The sequence below is a fragment of the Kitasatospora sp. NPDC127111 genome (assembly GCF_042677465.1).
Classification (GTDB): Bacteria; Actinomycetota; Actinomycetes; order Streptomycetales; family Streptomycetaceae; genus Kitasatospora.
Window position 1 is genome coordinate 1 of the sequence record NZ_JBHXTG010000056.1, and the last position, 18243, is coordinate 18243.

Genomic DNA, 18243 nt, shown 5'->3' on the forward strand with positions numbered 1-18243 from the left:
GGCGGCATCTTCCAGCGCAACACCCGCGCCTCCGGCGTCATCCCGCAGATCTCGGTCATGCTCGGCCCCTGCGCCGGCGGCGCCGCCTACTCCCCCGCCCTGACCGACTTCATCTTCATGGTCCGCGAGACCTCCCAGATGTTCATCACCGGCCCCGACGTCGTCCGCGCGGTCACCGGCGAGCAGATCAGCCAGAACGGCCTCGGCGGCGCCGACGTCCACGCCGAGCGGAGCGGGGTCGCGCACTTCGCCTACGACGACGAGGAGAGCTGCCTCGCCGAGGTCCGCTACCTGCTCTCGCTGCTGCCGCAGAACAACCGCGAGCTGCCACCGGCCGTCCCGGGCGACGACCCGGTCGACCGCCGCAACGACGCGCTGCTCGACCTGGTGCCGGTGGACGGCAACCGGCCGTACGACATGCGCGAGGTCATCGAGGAGATCGTCGACGACGGCGAGCACATGGAGGTCCACGAGCGCTGGGCCACCAGCGTCATCACCACCTTCGCCCGGCTCGGCGGCCAGGTCACCGGCATCGTCGCCAGCCAGCCGCAGTCCCTGGCCGGCGTGCTGGACATCCACTCCTCGGAGAAGGCCGCCCGGTTCGTCCAGCTCTGCGACGCCTTCTCGATCCCGCTGGTCACCCTGGTCGACGTCCCCGGCTTCCTGCCCGGGGTCGACCAGGAGCACGGCGGCATCATCCGGCACGGCGCCAAGCTGCTCTACGCCTACTGCAACGCCACCGTGCCCCGCGTCTCGCTGATCCTGCGCAAGGCCTACGGCGGCGCGTACATCGTGATGGACTCGCAGTCCATCGGCGCCGACCTCAGCTACGCCTGGCCCTCCAACGAGATCGCGGTGATGGGCGCCGAGGGCGCCGCCAACGTGGTCTTCCGCCGCCGGATCGCCGAGGCGCAGGACCCGGTGGCGACCCGTCAACAGCTCGTCAAGGAGTACCGGGCCGAGCTGATGCACCCCTACTACGCGGCCGAGCGCGGCCTGGTGGACGACGTCATCGACCCCGCCGAGACCCGCGCCACCCTGATCCACGCGCTCGCCGTGCTGCGGGCGAAGCACGCGGTCGGTCCGGCCCGCAAGCACGGCAACCCCCCGGTCTAGGAAGGAGCGAACACCGTGTCCGACCCCCTCGCCCCCGCCCTGGCGGGCCCGCTGGCGCCCGCCCTGTTCCGGGTGATCGGCGGCAACCCCGGCCCGGAGGAACTCGCCGCCATCACCGCCCTGCTGACCGTTCGCGCCGCGGCGGCCGGCCCGGCCCCGGCACCGGCCCCGGCCCCGCCCGCCCGCTGGGAGCGCGGCGACCTCCACCCGCCCGCCTCCTGGGCCTCGCCGCCCTGACCCGCCGCTGGCAGTTTGCTGCCGTCCTCGTTGCGGGCCCGGCCGGGGCCGACCCAGGGTGATGAAGAGGCCGTGGCCATTCCGGATACGGGCGCGGTCGGGCAAGGAAGGGGCAGCCGTGCTTCAGGTGGTGTTCCGCATCCTGGGGCCGCTGGACATCAGCGCCGACGGCCGGCCGATCGCCCTCCAGGGCGCCCGCCAGCGGACCGTCATGTCGATGCTGCTGCTGGCACCCGGCCGCGTCGTCTCCGTCGACACCCTCGCCGACGCCGTCTGGCACGGCAACCCGCCGGCCACCGCCCGCAACCAGATCGCCATCTGCGTCTCCGGCCTGCGCAAGACCCTCAAGACGGCCATCGGCATCGACGACCTGATCGTCACCAGCCACCCCGGCTACCTGCTCCACCCCGGCGAACACCGGATCGACGCGGTCGAGTTCGAGGAGCGGGCCGCCGAGGGCCGGGAGGCCGCCCGGCGCGGCCGGATCGAGGAGGCCCGGGCCCACTTCGAGAACGCCCTCGCGATGTGGCGCGGCCCCGCGCTCGACGGCATCACCGCCGAACGCGTCGAGGCCGAGGCGGCCCGGCTGACCGAACTCCGCCTCGACGTGTACGAGCAGCTCACCGCGCTGCGCCTGGAGGCCGGCCAGCACGGCGAACTCATCGGCGAGCTCACCGGTTTCGTCCGCGAGAACCCGCTGCGCGAACAGGCCCTCGCCCAGCTGATGCTGGCCCACTACCGCTCCGGCCGGCGCGCCGAGGCCCTGGAGACCTACCGCGACGGCGCCCGGCTGCTCGCCGACGAACTCGGCATCGACCCCGGCCCTGCCCTCCAGCAGCTCCACGAGGACATCCTCAACGACTCCCCCGCGCTGAGCCTGCCGGTCGCCCCGGCCGCCGCCCCGGCCCTCGCCGTGCCCGCCCACCTGCCGCCGGTCCCGGCCGCGTTCACCGGGCGGCACCAGGAACTCGCCGCCCTCGACCGGCTGCTGGACCACCAGGGCGGCGCCTCGCTGCCGGTCGGCTCGATCATCGGCACCGGCGGCGTCGGCAAGACCGCGCTCGCCGTCCACTGGTCCCACCAGGTCGCCGCCCGCTTCCCCGACGGCCAGCTCTTCGCCGACCTGCGCGGCTACGACGAGGAGGAGGAGCCGCGCCGCCCCAGCGCCGTCCTGGACCGGTTCCTGCGCGCCCTCGGCGTCCCCGGCCCGCAGATCCCCGCCGACCGGGTCGAGCGCACCGCCCTGTTCCGCAGCGTCCTGTACGACCGGCGGGTGCTGATCGTGCTCGACAACGCCCGCTCCTACGAGCAGATCCGCCCGCTGCTGCCCGGCAGTTCCGGCTGCTGCGTCCTGGTCACCAGCCGGGACAGCCTGAGCAGCCGGCTCGCCGGCGACTACGCGCTCGTCCCGCTGCACCTGGCCTCGCTCGGCCAGGACGAGGCGATCGCGCTGCTCTCCCGGGTCGCCGGCGGCGACCGCTTCGCCGCCGACCCGGTCGGCGCGGCACGGCTCAGCGAACTCTGCGACCGGCTCCCGCTCGCCCTGCGGATCGCGGCCGCCCGGCTCGCCGCCAAACCGCACTGGACCGTCCGCACCCTGGTCTCCCGGCTGGAGGGCCAGCACCGCCGGCTGGACGAGCTCAGCCTCGACGCCCGCGGCGTCCGGGCCGGCTTCCGGCTGAGCTACCGCGACCTGCCCGCCGACACCGCCCGGATGTTCCGGCTGCTCGGCTCGCTCAACGTCACCGAGTTCTCCGCCTGGGCCGGCGCCGCCCTGCTCGACATCGACCCGGTCGACGCCGAGGACCTCATCGAGCAGCTCGTCGACGCCCAGCTGCTCGAACCGCTCAGCGCCAGCACCGGCCACGTCCGCTACCGGTTCCAGGACCTCCTCCGCCTCTTCGCTCGCGAATGCGCGCTTGCCGAGGACGGAGAAGGCGACCTGAGGGCGGCCCTGCGGCGCGCCTACGGGGTGTGGCTGGGGCTGGCCCGCACGGCGCACCGCCGCCTCTACGGCGGCGACTACACCGTCGTGCCCGGCTCCGCGGCGCCGCACCCGCTGCCCGACCACCTCACCGAGACCCTGCTCGAGGACCCGATGGAGTGGTTCGAGGCCGAACGGAACGCGATCGGCGGCCTGATCCAGCAGGCCGCCCGCGACGACGCGTCCGAGTACGCCTGGGACCTGGTGATGACCACGGTCACGATCTACCAGAACCGCAACTACCTGGAGGACTGGCACGAGGGCGCCGAAGCGGCCCTGGCCACCGCCCGCCGCACCGGGGACCGGCTCGGCGAGGCCGCGATGCTGCACTCGCTCGGCACCCTGGAGATCGTCCGGTACGAGCACGACAGCGCCCACGAGCGGCTCGGCCTGGCCCTGCGCCTGTTCGAGGAGCAGGGCCAGGACCAGGGTCGCGCCCTGGTCCTGCGCAACCTGGCGCTGTGCGAACGCCAACGCGGCGACCTGGACGGGGCGGTGGAGACCGGACGCCGCTCGCTGGAGATCTTCCGCAAGGTCGGCGACCGCTACGCCGAGGCCCATGTGCTGGGCCTGCTGGCGCAGATCGAGCTGGAGCGCGGGGACGCGCAGGCGAGCCTGGTGCTGTCGTCGGAGGCGGTGGCCCGGAGCCGGGGGCTCGGCACGGTCCGGGGCGAGGCGCAGAGCACCGTCCGGCTCGCGGAGGCACTGATCCGCCGGGGGGACGGGGTCCGCGCGGAGGAGGCCTGCCGGCGGGCCCTGGAGCTGGTGCTCGGAAGCAATGACCGCCGGGGCGAGACGCATGTGCTGCGGGCCCTCGGCGAGGCCCTGTGGTGCCAGGGGCGCAGTGCGGAGGCGGAACCGGTCCTGGACCGGGCGATCGAGGCCGCCGAGGCGGTGCCGGACGCCTTCCTCCAGGCGCGGGCGACGGCCGTGCTCGGCTGTGTCCGGGCGCTGCACGCGGACCGGGCCGGCGCGGCGGCGGCGCTCGGCCGGGCGGCGGAGCTGTTCGCCGAGGTCGGCGCCGGGGCGTGGCGGGAGCGGGTGGACCGGCTCCTGGTGGCGATCGCGGACGGCGGACCGGCCGACTCGCAGCTGCTGTTCGAGCTCGTCCAGCCCTGACGGCCGCCCGTCCGGCGGTCCGGCTCAGGTCCACGGGTCGTCGATCCGCAGCGCGTCGGCGGTCCGCGCCGAGGCCGCGGCGTCGGCCGCCACCGCACCGGCCGGCGCCCGGTCCGCGAACACGTCCCCCTGGCTCGCGGCCACCGCACCGACCGCCGCGAGCGTCAGGGCCGCGGCCGCCGCGAGCTTCGCCACCGGGGCGACCACGGCGGCGCGGACGGTCGTGCGGGCGGTCGTGCGGGCGGAGAGAAGGGTGCTGTTCACGGTGGCCTCCAGGACCTTCGCCGTCCGCCTGGCCGGTTGCCCTGCGGTACGCCGTGAACGCTACGGAGCCGCCGTTTTGGGCCGCTTTCAAAGTCGTTTCGACGCCCCGAAATCCATCCGAGAGCCAGTGAGAACCGCAGGTCAATAGCGTTTCGCGCAGCTCGGTCCGCGGGTGGCCGCGGGCTGCGGAGACGGTTGGGGGCCGGCATGGACTTCAGGATCCTCGGACCGGTGTCGGCCGAGGTCGACGGCCGTCCGGTCGACCTCGACGGCGCCAAGCAGCGCACCGCGCTGGCCGCGCTCCTGCTCGCCCGGGGCCGGCTGGTCACCGACGAACGGCTGACCACCCTGCTCTGGGGCTGGGAGCCGCCGGCCACCAGCACCAACCAGCTCTACACCTACGTCTCCCGGCTGCGCACCCGGCTCGGCCCGGCGCACGGCCTGCGCCGCCACGGCGCCGGCTACCGGATGGACGTCTCCGGCGCCGACCTGGACTGGGACCGCTTCCGCGAGCTCGCCGCCGCCGGCCGCACCGCCCTGCTCGCCGCCGACTACGCCGGGGCCGAACGCCGGCTCGCCGACGCCCTGGCGCTCTGGCGCGGCCCGGCGCTCGGCGACGTCACCGAGCACCTCGCCGACGCCGAGGGCCCCCGGCTCACCGAGGCCCGCCTCTCCGCCGTCGAACAGCACGCCGAGGCCGCCCTCGCCCTCGGCCGGCACGACGACCTCGTCCCCGCGCTCACCCGGCACGTCACCGGCCACCCCGCCCGGGAGCGCTCGCGCGGACAGCTGATGACCGCGCTGTACCGCTGCGGCCGCCAGGCCGACGCGCTCGCGCTGTACGAGGACGGGCGGCGGCTCCTCGCCGAGGAGCTGGGCATCGACCCCGGCCCCGAACTGCGCGCCCTGCACCAGGAGATCCTCACCGGCACCCTGGCCGGGCCGGCCGCGCCGGAACGGACGCGGGCGGTGCTCGCGCCGGCCGCCGGGGCGGGGGCGGGGGCCAGGGCGGGGGCAGGGGCGGGGGCCGGCAGCAGGACCGGGGTTGGAGTTCGAGTGGGGGTCGGGGTCGGGGTCGCCGCTGCCGAGGGCGGGCCGTCCGCTCCCGGCCCGGGCCCGGCACCGGCGCTCGTCCCCGCCCTGCTCCCCGCCGCCCCGCCCGACTTCACCGGCCGGGAGGACCAGGCCCGGCTCGTCCTGGACGCGCTGCGCGAGGGCCGCGACGTCACCGTCACCGGCGCCCCCGGCACCGGCAAGTCCGCCCTCGCGCTGCACTCCGCCGAACAGGCCCGGCCGGCCTTCCCCGACGGCCAGCTCTACGCCGACCTGCGCTCCCCCGACGGCACCCCGCGCGACCCCGGGGAGGTCCTCGGCTGGTTCCTGCGCTCCCTCGGCACCGCCCCCGAGCGCATCCCCGCCAACCGGGAGGAGCGCGCCCAGCTGTACCGCACCCTACTGGCCGGCCGCCGTCTGCTGATCGTCCTGGACAACGCCGCCGACGACACCCAGGTCCGCCCACTGCTCCCCGGCGGCGGCGTCACCCGCACCCTGGTCACCGGCGTCCGCCCCGCCCTCGCCACCCTCGAAGGCGCCCTGCTGCTCCGGCTCGGCCCGCTCGCCCCCGCCGAGGCCGCCCGGCTGCTCGCCCGGATCGCCGGCCCCGACCGGCTGGCCGCCGACCCGGAGTCCGTGGCCCGGATCGCCGAGTACTGCGACCGCCTCCCGCTCGCCCTGCGGATCGCCGCCGCCCGCCTCGCCGACCGTCCGCACTGGCTCCCGGCCCGCCTCGCCGACCGCCTGGCCGTGCCGGACCGCCGGCTGGCCGAGCTGCGCATCGGCAGTCTCGACCTCGCCGCCGCGCTGCGCCCCGCCCTGGCCGCGCTCGACGGGCCCGCGGCGGCCGCCCTGTCCATCCTGGCCGAGGCCGGTCTCGCGGTCCTCACCGCGCCGGACGCGGCGGCGCTGCTGGACCTGCCCCTCCCGGACGCGGAGGACGTCCTCGACCAGCTGGCCGACGCCCGCCTGCTGGAACCGCGGCCCACCGGCGACGCGCTCGCGGACTACCGCCTGCTGCCGCTGGTCGGGCTGGCCGGCCGCCGCCCGGTGCCGGTGGCCTGACCCTCCGGTGTTCTGAGCCCCGGTCTTCTGACCCTCCGGTGTTCTGGCCCCTCGGTGCTCCCTCGGTGTTCTGGCCCTACGGCGGGCGCTCTCCTGCTTCCCGCTCCGCCGTCCCGGCCCCGGCCCCGGCCCGGCCCGGCGGCGGCCCGCCTCCGCACCGGGCCGCCACCGGGTCCGCCCCCGTTCCGGGACTCGTCCCCGCACCCGCCTCATCCACACCCGCCGGCGTGCCCCTCGTCCAGCCCGTAGGTGGCGATGTAGCCGTTCTCGGCGGTCCCCGGCGTGGCCAGCCCGCTCAGCGCGTCGACGTAGTCCGCCAGCAGCTCGGTCCAGGCCGTTCCGTCGTCCCGCAGCAGCAATTCCTGGTCCGTCGCCGCCGCGCGCTCGATCCGGGTCAGCACGTCCAGCGGGTGCTCCACGCGGACTTCCTCGTACATGATTCCTCCTGTGGTGACCGGACCCCTTCCGGGCCCCGCACCAACAGACTGGAACCGCCCTCTGTATTCCCCCTCCATTCCCCTCCGCCGTTTCCCGCACCGGCGGTACAGGGCGATACAGAACGCGTACAGCTCCGCCGTACACCCCCGCGGCAGCCTCCTTTCATGACCACCGACGCAGAACCGCCCACCCCCCTCGGCCGCATTCTGATCGCGGGCGGCACCCTGACCGCCTGGATCGCCGCCGCCCGGCTGGCCTCGGCCCTCCGGGGCACCGTCCGCGTCACGGTCGTCGAACCCGCCGCGCCCGACGAGCGGCCGTCCCCGCAGGTCACCGCCCTCTCCCCGGCCTTCCGGGACGGCCTCTTCGACCGCCTCGGCACGCCGGAGAGCACCTGGATGCGGGCCTGCTCGGCGTCCTTCGGCGCGGCGACGAAATTCACCGGCTGGCGCCCCGATCCGGTCTATCTCCCCGATCCCGCGACGCCCGCCGGCTGCGAGGGATTCCCGCTCACCGATTTCTGGCAGCTGCGCCGCCGGACCGGCCGGACGGCCGAACCGGTCGACCACGCCTGTTTCGTCGTCCCGCCCCTGCTGGACGCCGGGAAATCCCCCCGCTGGTTCGACGGCCGGGCGGCATTCCCGTACGGCTGGCACGTGGATTCCGGCCTGCTGACGCAATTCCTGCGCCGCGCGGCGGTCGACACCTGCGGCGTCCGGATCCGGGCCGCGGAAATCCTCGGCGCCGAGCGCGACGGAGCCGGCCTGATCACCGCCCTGCACACCACCGGCGGGCGCGAGGAGGCCGACCTCTACCTGGACTGCACCGGCCCCGCCGCCCGGCTGCTGTCCGGCCTGCTCGGCGAGCCCTTCGTCCCGGCGGCCGGCCGCGCCCCCGCCGACCGCACCGCGGCCGTCACCGTCCCGCACGACACGGCCCGCCTCGGCATCGAGCCGTACACCACGGTCACCGCCCTCCCCGAGGGCACGCTCTGGCGCCGCCCGCTCCCCGGCCGCCGCGCCGTCGGCCTCGCCTACGCCGGCACCCGGACCACGCCGGACGAGGCCGCGCGCGTCCTGCTCCGCGCCGCCGGCCTGCCCCGGACCGACGCCGCCCGCGCCGCCGTCACCCACACCGCCTCCACCCCGGGCCGGCTCCGCCGCAGCTGGGTCGGGAACTGCCTGGCCCTCGGCGCGGCCGCCGGCTCCGCCGACCCGCTCGCCGAGGACCACGCCGCCACCCTCGACCTCCTCGACCGACTCATCCGGGACCTCCCCTCCCGCACCGCCCCGCAGGCCCCCGCCGCCCGCTTCAACTCGGCCGCCGCCGCCCACCACGACCGCGCCCTGGACCTGGCACGGCTCCGCCACGCCACCTCACCCGCCGGGCAAGCGGCCCCCGCCGCGCTCCCCGCCCACCTCCGGTCCGTCCTCCGCGCCCACGCCGCCGGACTCGCCCCCACCCCCGAGGAGCTCCCGCTGCGCACCCTGCTGACCGTCCTCAGCCCGCACACCGCCGCCCCGCCCGCGGCGCTGGCCCACCACCCGCACGCCGTCCGCGCCGCCGAGGACGCCTTCGCCCGGATCAAGCGCCACCAGCGCACCCTCCTGGAGACCCTTCCCGCGGCCCACAGCTACCTCGCCCACCTCACGGCACCCACCGCGCCGGCCCTGGCCGCGACCTGAAGGCGGTCCGCGCCCCGACACGGCGTCAACCCCGGTGAAACAGAACAGCCCAGACCGGAACCCCGGTCTGGGCTGTGCAGGTGGGCCGCCAGGGGCTCGAACCCTGAACCTACGGATTAAAAGTCCGCAGCTCTGCCAATTGAGCTAGCGGCCCGCGGCCCGTCCCGTGCGAGGCGGGCCACGGCGATCCTACCCGGTGGGGCCCAGGGCTCCGCCAGTGGATTGCGGGGGCGCGCCGGGCGTCCCGGCGGTCGCCGGAGCGGCTGCTCAACGGGCGGGCGGGGTGTAGTGGGCGGCGCGGACGCGGCGGAGCCAGGCCTCGGCCGGGCGCGGGTCGGGCGCCGCCGGAAGGACGCCGGGGCGGGCGAAGCGTTCGGCGGCGGCCGCGAGCAGGGGCTCGGCGTCCGCGGGGTGGTCGGCGATGCGTTCGCCGAGCTCGCGGATGCGTTCGGGGTCGGGCAGCCGGACGACGTTCTCGCCGGTCTCGTGGAGCCGTACGCCCTGTTCGACCAGCCGGACCAGGTGCCGGCCGTGCTTGGCGGCCCGGCGGCGGGTGACCGGGTCGCTGGTGTCCCGGGTGAGCAGCTTGCGGAACTGCTGGTCGGCGTAGCCGAGATAGGAGTTGCGGACGGCCTTGGCGCTCAGGAAGGACGCCCGGATCGATATCAGCTCCTCGCCCAGCGGGCCGCGGGTCTCGTACAGCTCGTCCGGCAGCCAGGCCAGTTCGGAGGCGGTCGGGTTGCAGGTGAGGGCGAGCCGGCACCACTTGGCCGCCTCGTGCAGCGTCACGTCGGGTTCGGTGGTGACGTGCGACTCGGCCGGGCGGTGCAGGCCGTGGAAGTCCTCGGTCGGGGCGGCGAAGAGGCCGAGCCGGTCGACGTCGGAGCCCGCGTGCGCGAAGCCGTACGCGGTCGAGCCGACGACGCCCGAGAGCAGGACGGTGCCGGGGGTGGGGCTCATGGCGTTCTCCTTCGTCCGGGCTCGTTCCGGTGGCCGGGCCCATGCCGTGTTCCGGACCCTGCGTTCCGGGCCCGGCCGGTCTCGCCGGGGCGGTCCCGCCGGGGCGGTCTCGTCCGGGCGGTCTCGTCCGGGGCGGTCCGAGGAGTCTGCCCCGTGCGGGCCGCGCCGGGCGAGCGATTTCCGGCCCCGGCGCCGGCCAGGGGCCGATACTGGCGGCATGGCGAAGGCGTCGAAGGCAGACAGCGGCGAGCAGCATCCGGCGACCGCCCCCGAGGCCACCACCGGGAAGCTGCGGGCCTGGTGGGCGCACCGGCAGTGGCTGGACGGCGTGCACCGCGGCGCGTCCGCCGCCGAGGTGCTGACGGCCACCGGCTGGGCGCGGTCGGTGGGCGGAGCGGCCCCGTACCTCGGCCTGTTCGCGCGGGCCGGGCTGAGCCGGGAGGCGGTGGACGCGGCGGTCGCCCGGCTGGAGGTGCACGAGCTGCCGTCCGCGCGGGGTTGCACCTATGTGCTGCCGGCCGCCGACTTCGCCCTCGGTCTCGCCGCCGGGGCCGCCGCTCCCGCGGGCGAGTTGGCCGCCGCCGAGAAGCACCTCGGTGTGACCAGGGACGAGGTGGAGAAGCTCTGCCTCGCGATCGGCCGCGCCCTCGCCGGCACCGGCGACGTGCCGCAGGAGCCGGCCGCGATCCGGGCGGCGGTCGGGGACGCCGTCCGCTCCCTGGGCGAGGCCGGCAAGAAGCGCGGGCTGTCGACCACCCTGCCGCTGGCCCTCGGCCTGATGCAGTCGCGCGGCCAGCTCCGCCGGGTACCGGTCAACGGCCGCCTGGACCAGCAGCGTTACGGCTACGTCGGCTGGGACCAGCCGGTGGCCGGCGACGCGGTCGACCTCGCCCGCCGCTACTTCTCCTGGGCCGGGCCGGCCAGTCTGCAGCACTTCCGCTGGTTCTCCGGCTTCACCGCCGCCACCGCCAAGCGGGCCGTCGCCGAGGCCGGGATGGTCCCGCTGCCCGGCCGGTCGGACGGCTCCGGACTGCTGATGCCGCCCGAACTCGTCGACGCCTTCGCCGGGTTCACCCCTCCCGCCGAGCCGTACTACACGCTGCTGGCCGGCATCGACGGCATCCACCTGCTGCACCGCGACCTGTCCCGGCTGGTCGACCCCGCCGACGCGGTCCGGCCGCTGCCCGCCGGGAAGGCCGGGCGCAGCTTCGGCGGCGAGGCCGACCCGCAGACCCACGTCGTGCTGGACCGCGGCCGGATCGTCGGCTTCTGGGAGTACGACCCCGAGCGGGGCGAGATCGTCCTGCAGTCCTTCGTGTCGCCGGACGCCGCGCTGCGCGCGGCGGTGGCCCGGACCGAGGCCTTCGTCCGCGACCAGCTGGGCGACGCCCGGGGATTCAGCCTGGACTCGCCGAAGAGCCGCGCACCGAAGATCGCGGCGCTGCGCGCGGCCGCGGCCGCCGCCCCCGCCGCCGCCGACGACGACGACGACGGGTGACGGGTCCGTCCGAGGGGTAGGTTCGGGCCATGACCGACGCACCCGCCGCCGCCCGCCCCGAAGTCCTCCTCGTCACCGGCGGCGGCCGGGGCATCGGCGCCGCCACCGCGCTGCTCGCGGGCCGACGCGGCTACCGGGTCTGCGTCAACTACCGCGCCGACGAGGCCTCGGCGGCCGCCGTGGTCGAGGCGATCCGGGCCGGGGGCGGCACGGCCGTCGCCGTCCGGGCGGACGTCACCCGCACCGCCGAGGTCGAGCGGCTGTTCGCCACCGTGGACGCCGAACTCGGCCCGCTCACCGCCCTGGTGAACAACGCGGGCGCACTGGAGAAGCAGTGCCGGCTGGAGGAGATCGACGAGGACCGGCTGAACCGGATCTGGGCCTCCAACATCACCTCCGCGTTCCTCTGCGCCGGGCAGGCCGTCCGCCGGATGTCCACCCGGTACGGCGGGTCGGGCGGCGCCATCGTCAACGTCTCCTCCGCCGCCTCCCGGCTCGGCTCGCCGAACGAGTACGTCGACTACGCGGCCGCCAAGGGCGCGGTCGACTCGATGACCCGCGGGCTGGCCCTGGAGGTCGCCGCCGAGGGCATCCGGGTCAACGCCGTCCGCCCCGGCCTGATCCACACCGACATCCACGCCCTCGGCGGTGAGCCCGGCCGGGTCGACCGGGTCGCCCCCGGCCTGCCGATGCGGCGCGGCGGGCAGCCCGAGGAGGTCGCCGAAGCGATCCTCTTCCTGCTCTCCCCGGCCTCCTCGTACATGACCGGCGCGTTCCTCGACGTCGCCGGCGGGCGCTGAGCCCGCTCCCGGGCCACGCCCTCCGTTTCCTTCCCGCGGCAGGCCCCCTGTCCGTACGGTGGACCCCATGACCGACGACCTGCCGGACCGTGAACCCGACCTGCCGTCCGCCTTCCTCGACATCCCCGGCGTGCGCAACTTCCGCGACGCCGGCGGCGTCGGCGCCCTGCGCAAGGGCGTGCTCTACCGCTCCGGGTCCTTCCACACCCTCACCCCGGAGGGCGCCCAGCGCCTCAAGGCCCTCGGTGTGCGCGTCGTCATCGACCTGCGCAGCCGGGACGAGCTGGAGGTCTGGCCCGACCTGCGGCACGGCCTCGACCACGAGGCGCTCAACCTCCCCACCCTCCCGGCCAACCGCGAGGACGTCGCCCACCCCTGGCCCGAGGACCAGGAGACGCTCTACCCCTTCATGGCCGAGACCGCCGGCCCCTCCCTGGTCGCCGCCATCCGCCGCCTCGGCGCCCCCGGCGGCGTCCCGGCCGTCGTCCACTGCGCCGTCGGCAAGGACCGCACCGGCCTGACCATCGCCGTCGTCCAGTCCCTCCTCGGCGCCTCCGACGCCGACATCACCGCCGACTTCCTGCTCTCCAACACCGGCCTCGGCCTCCTCGACGGCCCCACCCCCTACGTCGACGAAACCGGCACCGAACGGGTCTCCCGCCCCATCTCCGCCCCCCTCCTCGCCTCCGCCCTCACCTGGATCCGCACCCACCACGGCTCCATCCCCGCCTACCTCCACACCCACGGCACCACCGAAGCCGACCTCACCGCCCTCCGCACCAACCTCTCCACCTGACGCCCGGCGCGCGCCCCGGCCTAAGCCTGGCGTTCCAGGCGCCACCACTGGAGGGGGGAGTCTTCGTCCTCGCGCTGTTCGACGGGGTGGGCGGGGGTGGTGGCGGTGAGGGGTTTGCCGCTGATGAAGCTGACCAGGCTGTAGGTGCCGGGGGCGTCGAGGTGGTGTTCGAGGAGCCATTCCTGGGCGCCGAAGGCGTTGGCGGACCACTGCTGGATCGGGACGCCGTCGTCGGGGGAGGCGCCGGTGACGTCGAGGCGCTTGCCGCTGGCGGCGTTCTCGAAGTGGTAGAGGGCTCCGCCGGGGTGGACGGCGGTGAGGCGCCAGAGCTGGGCGTCCGAGCCGTCGTCCGCGCCGAGGCGGACCGGGGCGCCGCTGCGGCGGCTGCCGTCGGCGACCTCCAGCAGCAGGCCGTTGGCGACGTTGCGCACCCGGTAGACGCCGTCCGTGATCACGTGGTCAGTCACGGGGCGAGTCTGCCATCGAGGGCCGACGGGCCTCGTAGCCGAAGGCCGCCGCGAGGACGGCGGCCGTCGCGGCCACCTCGGCGAGGGCGGAGACGCCGGTGCCGAGCGGGACGGCCAGGACGAGCAGGGCGGCCGCGAGCAGGCGGGGCAGGTTGGGGGTGAGGGCGAAGGTGCGGCGGACGGCGGTGTTCACCGCGAGGAAGAGCGCGACGCCACCGGCCAGCGCGGCGGCCTGGGCGAGGGTGATCGGGGCGTCGGGGTGGGCGACGGCGGACTTCACGCCGGCGGCGAAGAGCAGGACGCCGAGCAGCAGGCCGTAGTGGCCGAGGTTGTAGACGCTGACCGCGAGCCGGTTGCGGAGGTCCGAGGGGAGCGCGGCCATGTGGTGCTCGGCGCGGGCGTCGTCGTCGTGGCCGAAGTACGCCCACCAGAGGCCGACGCAGACGGCGAGGCTGAGGACCGCCACGGCAACCAGGGCGGCGTCGAGCTCGGCGGTGCCGGCTCCGACGCCGATGGCGATCACCGACTCGCCGAACGCGATGATCACGATCAGCCCGTGGCGTTCGACGAAGTGGTCGGCCCGGAGCTGGAAGCTGGGCAGGTCGACCAGCCGGGGGATCGCGAACTGCAGGGCGAAGGCGGCCGCCCAGAAGGCGAGTTGGGCGGTGCCGGTGAGGTAGCCGCCGATCACCACCAGGCCGGTGTTCAGCAGGTTGAGGCCGCCCATCCGCAGGACCGGGCCGAGTGCCACGCCGGAGGCCGCGAACATGCCGGTGTGCACGGCGACCACCAGCAGGTACGCCCAGCCGAAGGCCACGCCGCTGCCCTCGAAGGCGTGCGGCACGGAGAGCGAGATCACCAGGAACCCGGCCATGGCGAGCAGCAGCAGTCCACGGCGGCCGTGGGTGCTGGGCGGCATCGCGTTGGTCAGCCAGATGAACGCGTCGTACATCCACCAGATCACGGCCAGCATCACCACCACCTGGGCCAGTCCGCCGACGGTGAGGTGGTGGACGAGGCTCCCGGTGAGCTGGGTGATGGTGAAGACGAACACGAGGTCGAGGAAGAGTTCGAGCGGGGCCACCCGCAGAGCGGGCTCCGCCTCGGCCGCGGAGGGGGCCGGCAGGGTTCTGGGCACGGGCACGGTCACCGCGCGAGTATGCGACACACCGTCCGGTCCGCGCGGGCGTTTTCGACACTCGGACGCCCGTTCGCCCACCCCGGCCGCTCGCGGCGGCACGCACGCGGCCAGCACCGCCACCTGGGGTCACCCGCCGAGCGCACCCGGCCGGCGCTCCCGGCGGCGCCCCCGGGCGGACAGCGCGTCAGATCGGGCGCCTATGCTGCCACGAATGGTGTCCGATCGAATTCCCTCGCCCGACGGATCCGCGGATCCGTCCCACCGTCAGCTGCCCTCCCTCGACGACGCGATCAGCGAACTGGAGGCGGCGAACGAGGCCGCCGACATCGAGCGGTTCGATGCCGCGTTCCGCCTGGTGGGCGGGCTGCTCGGACCGGCCGGCGCCCGCGAGTCGGCGGCGGTCGGCCCGCGCCTGGCCGCGCTGCTGCCGGCCGCCCCGCCGTTCGAGCGGGCCCACCTCGCGATGATGGTGGGCGCCTGCGTGGAGCGCGGCGCCGACCCGGTGGCCTGTGCCGACCAGGTCCTGGCCGGCCTGCGCGAGGCGCTCACCGGCGCGCTGCTGATGATCGAACGCTGGAAGGAGACCGGCGGCGGCGAACTGCCCGATCCGGAGGCCGACAACCCGGGGGAGGCGCACGCCCGGATCGCCGACCCGGACGACCCGGACGGGTGGCCCGCCCACCGCGCGGTGATCGGCTGGTGGACGCTGCACCTGTGGCGGATGGCCTCGTTCGCGGTGTACACGCACGCCGCCGTCCGCACCTCGGCCCGGGTCTCCGGCGTGACGGACGTGCTGGTCGAGCTGATCGAGCGGTACGGCGACGAGCAGCACGACCTCAAGGGCCTGCTCTACCTGATGAAGACGCTGGACGACGAGCCGCTGCTGGTGCTGGACCGCCCGAGCGGCACCGGCTACCTGGTCCGGTTGGACGGCCTGACCGACAACTTCCAGCTGCACACGCTGCTCGCCGAGCTGCTGATCGGCGGCGGCCACCTGCCCGGCACCCGGCCGGACCCGGAGGTGGTCGCGCTCAGCCGGACCGAGGAGGTCGACGGCCGGCGCCGGGTCACCGCGCTGGGCGCCTTCAACCTGCTCGCCCCGGACGGCTCGTGGATCTGGAACGAGGGCACGCCCAGCGACATCCCGGTGGTGGACGGCGTCCGCACCCTGGTGCTGGACCCGCAGCCGTACGAGCGGAGCTGGTCGGCCGGCCGGTTCATCCCGCAGGTCCCGGGGGACCTGCGGCTGGAACGGGTGCTGGCGCCGTCCGAGGCCGCGGAACTGCTCTCCCGGACCGCACCGGCGCACCCCTTCGAGCAGGCCTTCCGCTAGGAACACACGGCACACGGAACAAACGGCGTACGGACCGCACGGCGCGCGGCGCGTACGCCGTGCGGGGCATGCGTCGTGCGGGGCATGCGTCGTGCGGGGCAATCGCCGCGCAGGCCGAACGGCATTCGAGGTGGACGACGCGTGCCGGGCACGCACGGCGTACCGCCCCGCCGGACGGCCCGGCGGGCGGGTTATGGTCGAGAAGTCCACGGAGTCCGGGAAGTCTGCAGGAGTGGAGTCGACGATGGCGAGGATCCCGAACGTGCTCTCGGCCGCGGCGCCCGCCGCGCTCACCGCCGCGAGCGGCCTGGTCGGCGGCTACGGCGTCGCCCGCTGGACGGGCCGGCGCGAGCTGGGTGGCGCGGTGCTGGCCGTGGCCGGCGCGGGTGCCGCCGCCCAGTGGCACCGCCGCTCGGGCGCGGCCACGGCGGCCGCGCTGACCGGGCTCTACGTGGCGGCGTTCGGTGGCTCGCACCCGCTGGCGAAGAAGATCGGCGCCTGGCCGTCCGTCTTCGCCGTCACCGGCGTGGTCGCCGCCGCCTCGACCGCCGCCACCGCCCTGACGGCACGCAAGCGCTGACCCCGGCGCAGGGGCGCTGACGCCCCCTCACCCACCTGCGGCGGCGCGGCCGTACGTCACCTGACGGCCGCGCCGAACCGGGCCTCGAAGGCGGACCGGTTCACCGAGACGGGCGTGCGGTCCCAGACCGCGAACACCACCCGCTCGAAGGCCGCGCCGTACCGGGCCAGCGCCCCCTCGAAGGCCTCGGCCACCTGCGCCGGGTCGTTGCGGAACACCCCGCAGCCCCAGGCCCCCAGCACCAGCGTGCGTATCTCGTGCCGGGCCGCCGCGGCGAGCACCCGGAGGGCCCGGTCGGCGAGAACGCGCCGCACGTCCACCCCGGCCGAACGACGCTCCAGCTGGCCCGCGTTGGGCGCCGGCGAGGTCAGGAACGTGACCGGGTAGGGCTGGGCCAGCAGCCCGCCGTCCGCGCCCCGGATCACCGGCACGTCGGGCGAGACGATCACCCGGTGGCTGTACCGCAGGTCGGTGGAGGCGCGGTGCGCCTCGTAGTAGTCCGGCGCCTCCAGCAGGCAGGTGTACAGCAGGGCGCTGCGGCAGAGGTCCTCCTCCTGGGCGCGGGCGCCGCGCAGGTAGCCGCCGCCGGGGTTCCGCGCCGAGGCGAAGTTGAGCACCCCGACCCGGCCGGACCCGGCCCCGACCAGCCGCCGGGCCGCCTCGATGCTGCCCTCGGCCGTCACCTCCACCGCGCCGGCGCCCGGCCCCGGCCCGGGCGCGGCCGACCGCAGCAGCGCGTCCAGCGCCTCCGGCGCGTACGACACCGTCCCCTCCCTGGCCGCGGCCAGCCGTTCCCTCACCTGTACGAGCTCGCCCCCGGCCGCCCGGTAGCTCCCCCGCTCGGCGATCTCCTCGTTCACCACCGCTACGTGATGCAGTCTGCTGCTCATGTCCGCGACCGTACGGGACCGGGTGGCCCGCGCGCCACAGGTTATTCTCACCACCAGAACAACAGGCCGGAACGGGGCCGCCGGAGCGGGCCGCCGGAGCAGCCGTCGGGAACCCGCCTCCGTAACCGGCCCCCCGGACCGCGCCTCCGTACCGGCCTCCGCAACCGGCCCCCGGACGATCGGACCGCCCCGGGAACGCCGACGGGCCCGCCCCACCGAAGTGGAGCGGGCCCGTGGTCAGTGCTGCCTGCTGCGCGTCACGCGCGCGGCGTCAGTTCTTCCAACGCGGCTTGCGGTCGTCGCGGTTGAAGCCACCGGAGTTGAAGCCACCGGAGCGGCCGCCGCGGTCGTCGCGGTCGCGGTTGAAGCCGCCGGAGGCCTGCGGGCGGCCACCGGAACGGTGGTCGTCGCGGCGGGAGAACGGACGGCTGCTGCCGCCGCGCTCGTCGCGGTCGCGGCCGAAGGACGGACGGTCGCCGAAGGAGCGGGCCGGACGGTCACCGAAGCCACCGGAACGGCCACCGCGGTCGTCGCGGTCACGACCGCCGAAACCACGGTCACGGTCACCGAAGCCACCCGAACGACCGCCACGGTCGTCGCGGTCACGACCGCCGAAACCACGGTCACGGTCACCGAAGCCACCCGAACGGCCACCGCGGTCGTCGCGGTCACGACCGCCGAAACCACGGTCACGGTCACCGAAGCCACCCGAACGGCCACCGCGGTCGTCACGGTTGAAGCCACCGGAACGGCCACCACGGTCATCGCGGTCACGGCCACCGAAACCACGGTCACGGTCACCGAAGCCACCCGAACG

16 protein-coding genes, 1 tRNA gene and 1 pseudogene are annotated in these 18243 nt (G+C 75.6%); 10 read left to right on the forward strand and 8 right to left on the reverse strand.

The features are described 5' to 3' along the window. From ACFVHB_RS28090 to ACFVHB_RS28100, 3 genes are all read left to right on the forward strand, one after another. Positions 1 to 1116, forward strand: a 1116-nt coding sequence (locus ACFVHB_RS28090) for an acyl-CoA carboxylase subunit beta (RefSeq protein ID WP_380327797.1), incomplete at its 5' end; no start/stop codon positions are given. 15 nt (positions 1117 to 1131) lie between these two features. Continuing rightward, positions 1132 to 1353 (forward strand): acyl-CoA carboxylase epsilon subunit, encoded by a 222-nt coding sequence (locus ACFVHB_RS28095; protein ID WP_380327799.1) that lies wholly within the window; start codon positions 1132 to 1134, stop codon positions 1351 to 1353. A gap of 118 nt (positions 1354 to 1471) precedes the next feature. Next, a complete protein-coding gene (locus ACFVHB_RS28100; RefSeq protein WP_380327801.1) occupies positions 1472 to 4456 on the forward strand; it encodes a BTAD domain-containing putative transcriptional regulator in 2985 nt (994 codons plus the stop codon). Between the two features lie 24 nt (positions 4457 to 4480). Here ACFVHB_RS28100 and ACFVHB_RS28105 read toward each other — a convergent pair whose 3' ends face one another. After that, positions 4481 to 4720: a hypothetical protein gene (locus tag ACFVHB_RS28105; protein WP_380327803.1), complete on the reverse strand. Its 240-nt coding sequence runs from the start codon at positions 4718 to 4720 to the stop codon at positions 4481 to 4483. 207 nt (positions 4721 to 4927) lie between these two features. Between ACFVHB_RS28105 and ACFVHB_RS28110 the strand changes: the two genes are divergently transcribed. Beyond that, positions 4928 to 6838, forward strand: coding sequence for a BTAD domain-containing putative transcriptional regulator (locus ACFVHB_RS28110; protein ID WP_380327805.1), 1911 nt, complete (start codon positions 4928 to 4930; stop codon positions 6836 to 6838). A 209-nt stretch (positions 6839 to 7047) separates the two neighbouring features. Here the strand turns inward: ACFVHB_RS28110 and ACFVHB_RS28115 are convergent, their stop codons facing one another. After that, complete coding sequence (locus ACFVHB_RS28115) at positions 7048 to 7275, reverse strand: DUF6269 family protein (protein ID WP_380327807.1); 228 nt, start codon at positions 7273 to 7275, stop codon at positions 7048 to 7050. Positions 7276 to 7440: 165 nt separating this feature from the next. On the opposite strand from ACFVHB_RS28115, the gene ACFVHB_RS28120 reads away from it, so the two are divergent. Then, complete coding sequence (locus ACFVHB_RS28120) at positions 7441 to 8961, forward strand: tryptophan 7-halogenase (protein WP_380327809.1); 1521 nt, start codon at positions 7441 to 7443, stop codon at positions 8959 to 8961. A gap of 81 nt (positions 8962 to 9042) precedes the next feature. Here the strand turns inward: ACFVHB_RS28120 and ACFVHB_RS28125 are convergent. Next, positions 9043 to 9115: transfer RNA gene (locus ACFVHB_RS28125), tRNA-Lys, on the reverse strand. Between the two features lie 113 nt (positions 9116 to 9228). Then, positions 9229 to 9921 (reverse strand): DNA polymerase beta superfamily protein, encoded by a 693-nt coding sequence (locus ACFVHB_RS28130; protein WP_380327811.1) that lies wholly within the window; start codon positions 9919 to 9921, stop codon positions 9229 to 9231. Positions 9922 to 10138: 217 nt separating this feature from the next. Between ACFVHB_RS28130 and ACFVHB_RS28135 the strand changes: the two genes are divergently transcribed. The 3 genes from ACFVHB_RS28135 to ACFVHB_RS28145 all read left to right on the forward strand — a co-directional run bounded on the left by ACFVHB_RS28135 (position 10139) and on the right by ACFVHB_RS28145 (position 13015). Next, the gene (locus ACFVHB_RS28135) at positions 10139 to 11419 is read left to right on the forward strand and encodes a DNA glycosylase AlkZ-like family protein (RefSeq protein WP_380327813.1); all 1281 of its coding nucleotides are present in this window, start codon (positions 10139 to 10141) and stop codon (positions 11417 to 11419) included. 29 nt (positions 11420 to 11448) lie between these two features. Further along, positions 11449 to 12219, forward strand: coding sequence for an SDR family oxidoreductase (locus tag ACFVHB_RS28140; protein WP_380327815.1), 771 nt, complete (start codon positions 11449 to 11451; stop codon positions 12217 to 12219). A gap of 67 nt (positions 12220 to 12286) precedes the next feature. Continuing rightward, positions 12287 to 13015 (forward strand): tyrosine-protein phosphatase, encoded by a 729-nt coding sequence (locus ACFVHB_RS28145; protein WP_380327817.1) that lies wholly within the window; start codon positions 12287 to 12289, stop codon positions 13013 to 13015. Between the two features lie 20 nt (positions 13016 to 13035). Here ACFVHB_RS28145 and ACFVHB_RS28150 read toward each other — a convergent pair whose 3' ends face one another. Both ACFVHB_RS28150 and ACFVHB_RS28155 read right to left on the reverse strand, forming a co-directional pair. Then, positions 13036 to 13482 carry an RICIN domain-containing protein gene (locus ACFVHB_RS28150; RefSeq protein ID WP_380327819.1) on the reverse strand — a complete coding sequence of 149 codons (447 nt, stop codon included), beginning with the start codon at positions 13480 to 13482 and terminating at the stop codon, positions 13036 to 13038. Next, entirely contained in the window at positions 13475 to 14632 is a 1158-nt protein-coding gene (locus ACFVHB_RS28155; protein ID WP_380327821.1) for a low temperature requirement protein A, read from the reverse strand. The genes ACFVHB_RS28150 and ACFVHB_RS28155 overlap by 8 nt, the downstream gene beginning before the upstream one ends. Positions 14633 to 14834: 202 nt before the next feature. Here ACFVHB_RS28155 and ACFVHB_RS28160 point away from each other — a divergent pair, with 202 nt between their 5' ends. Next, complete coding sequence (locus ACFVHB_RS28160) at positions 14835 to 15956, forward strand: hypothetical protein (protein ID WP_380327823.1); 1122 nt, start codon at positions 14835 to 14837, stop codon at positions 15954 to 15956. Between the two features lie 244 nt (positions 15957 to 16200). Continuing rightward, positions 16201 to 16536 carry a hypothetical protein gene (locus ACFVHB_RS28165; RefSeq protein ID WP_380327825.1) on the forward strand — a complete coding sequence of 112 codons (336 nt, stop codon included), beginning with the start codon at positions 16201 to 16203 and terminating at the stop codon, positions 16534 to 16536. A 56-nt stretch (positions 16537 to 16592) separates the two neighbouring features. Here ACFVHB_RS28165 and ACFVHB_RS28170 read toward each other — a convergent pair whose 3' ends face one another. Together ACFVHB_RS28170 and ACFVHB_RS28175 are read right to left on the reverse strand one after the other, a co-directional pair. Beyond that, positions 16593 to 17426: a TIGR02452 family protein gene (locus tag ACFVHB_RS28170; RefSeq protein ID WP_380327827.1), complete on the reverse strand. Its 834-nt coding sequence runs from the start codon at positions 17424 to 17426 to the stop codon at positions 16593 to 16595. A 271-nt stretch (positions 17427 to 17697) separates the two neighbouring features. After that, positions 17698 to 18243 (reverse strand): annotated as a pseudogene (locus ACFVHB_RS28175) (RNA helicase); the annotation flags it as partial.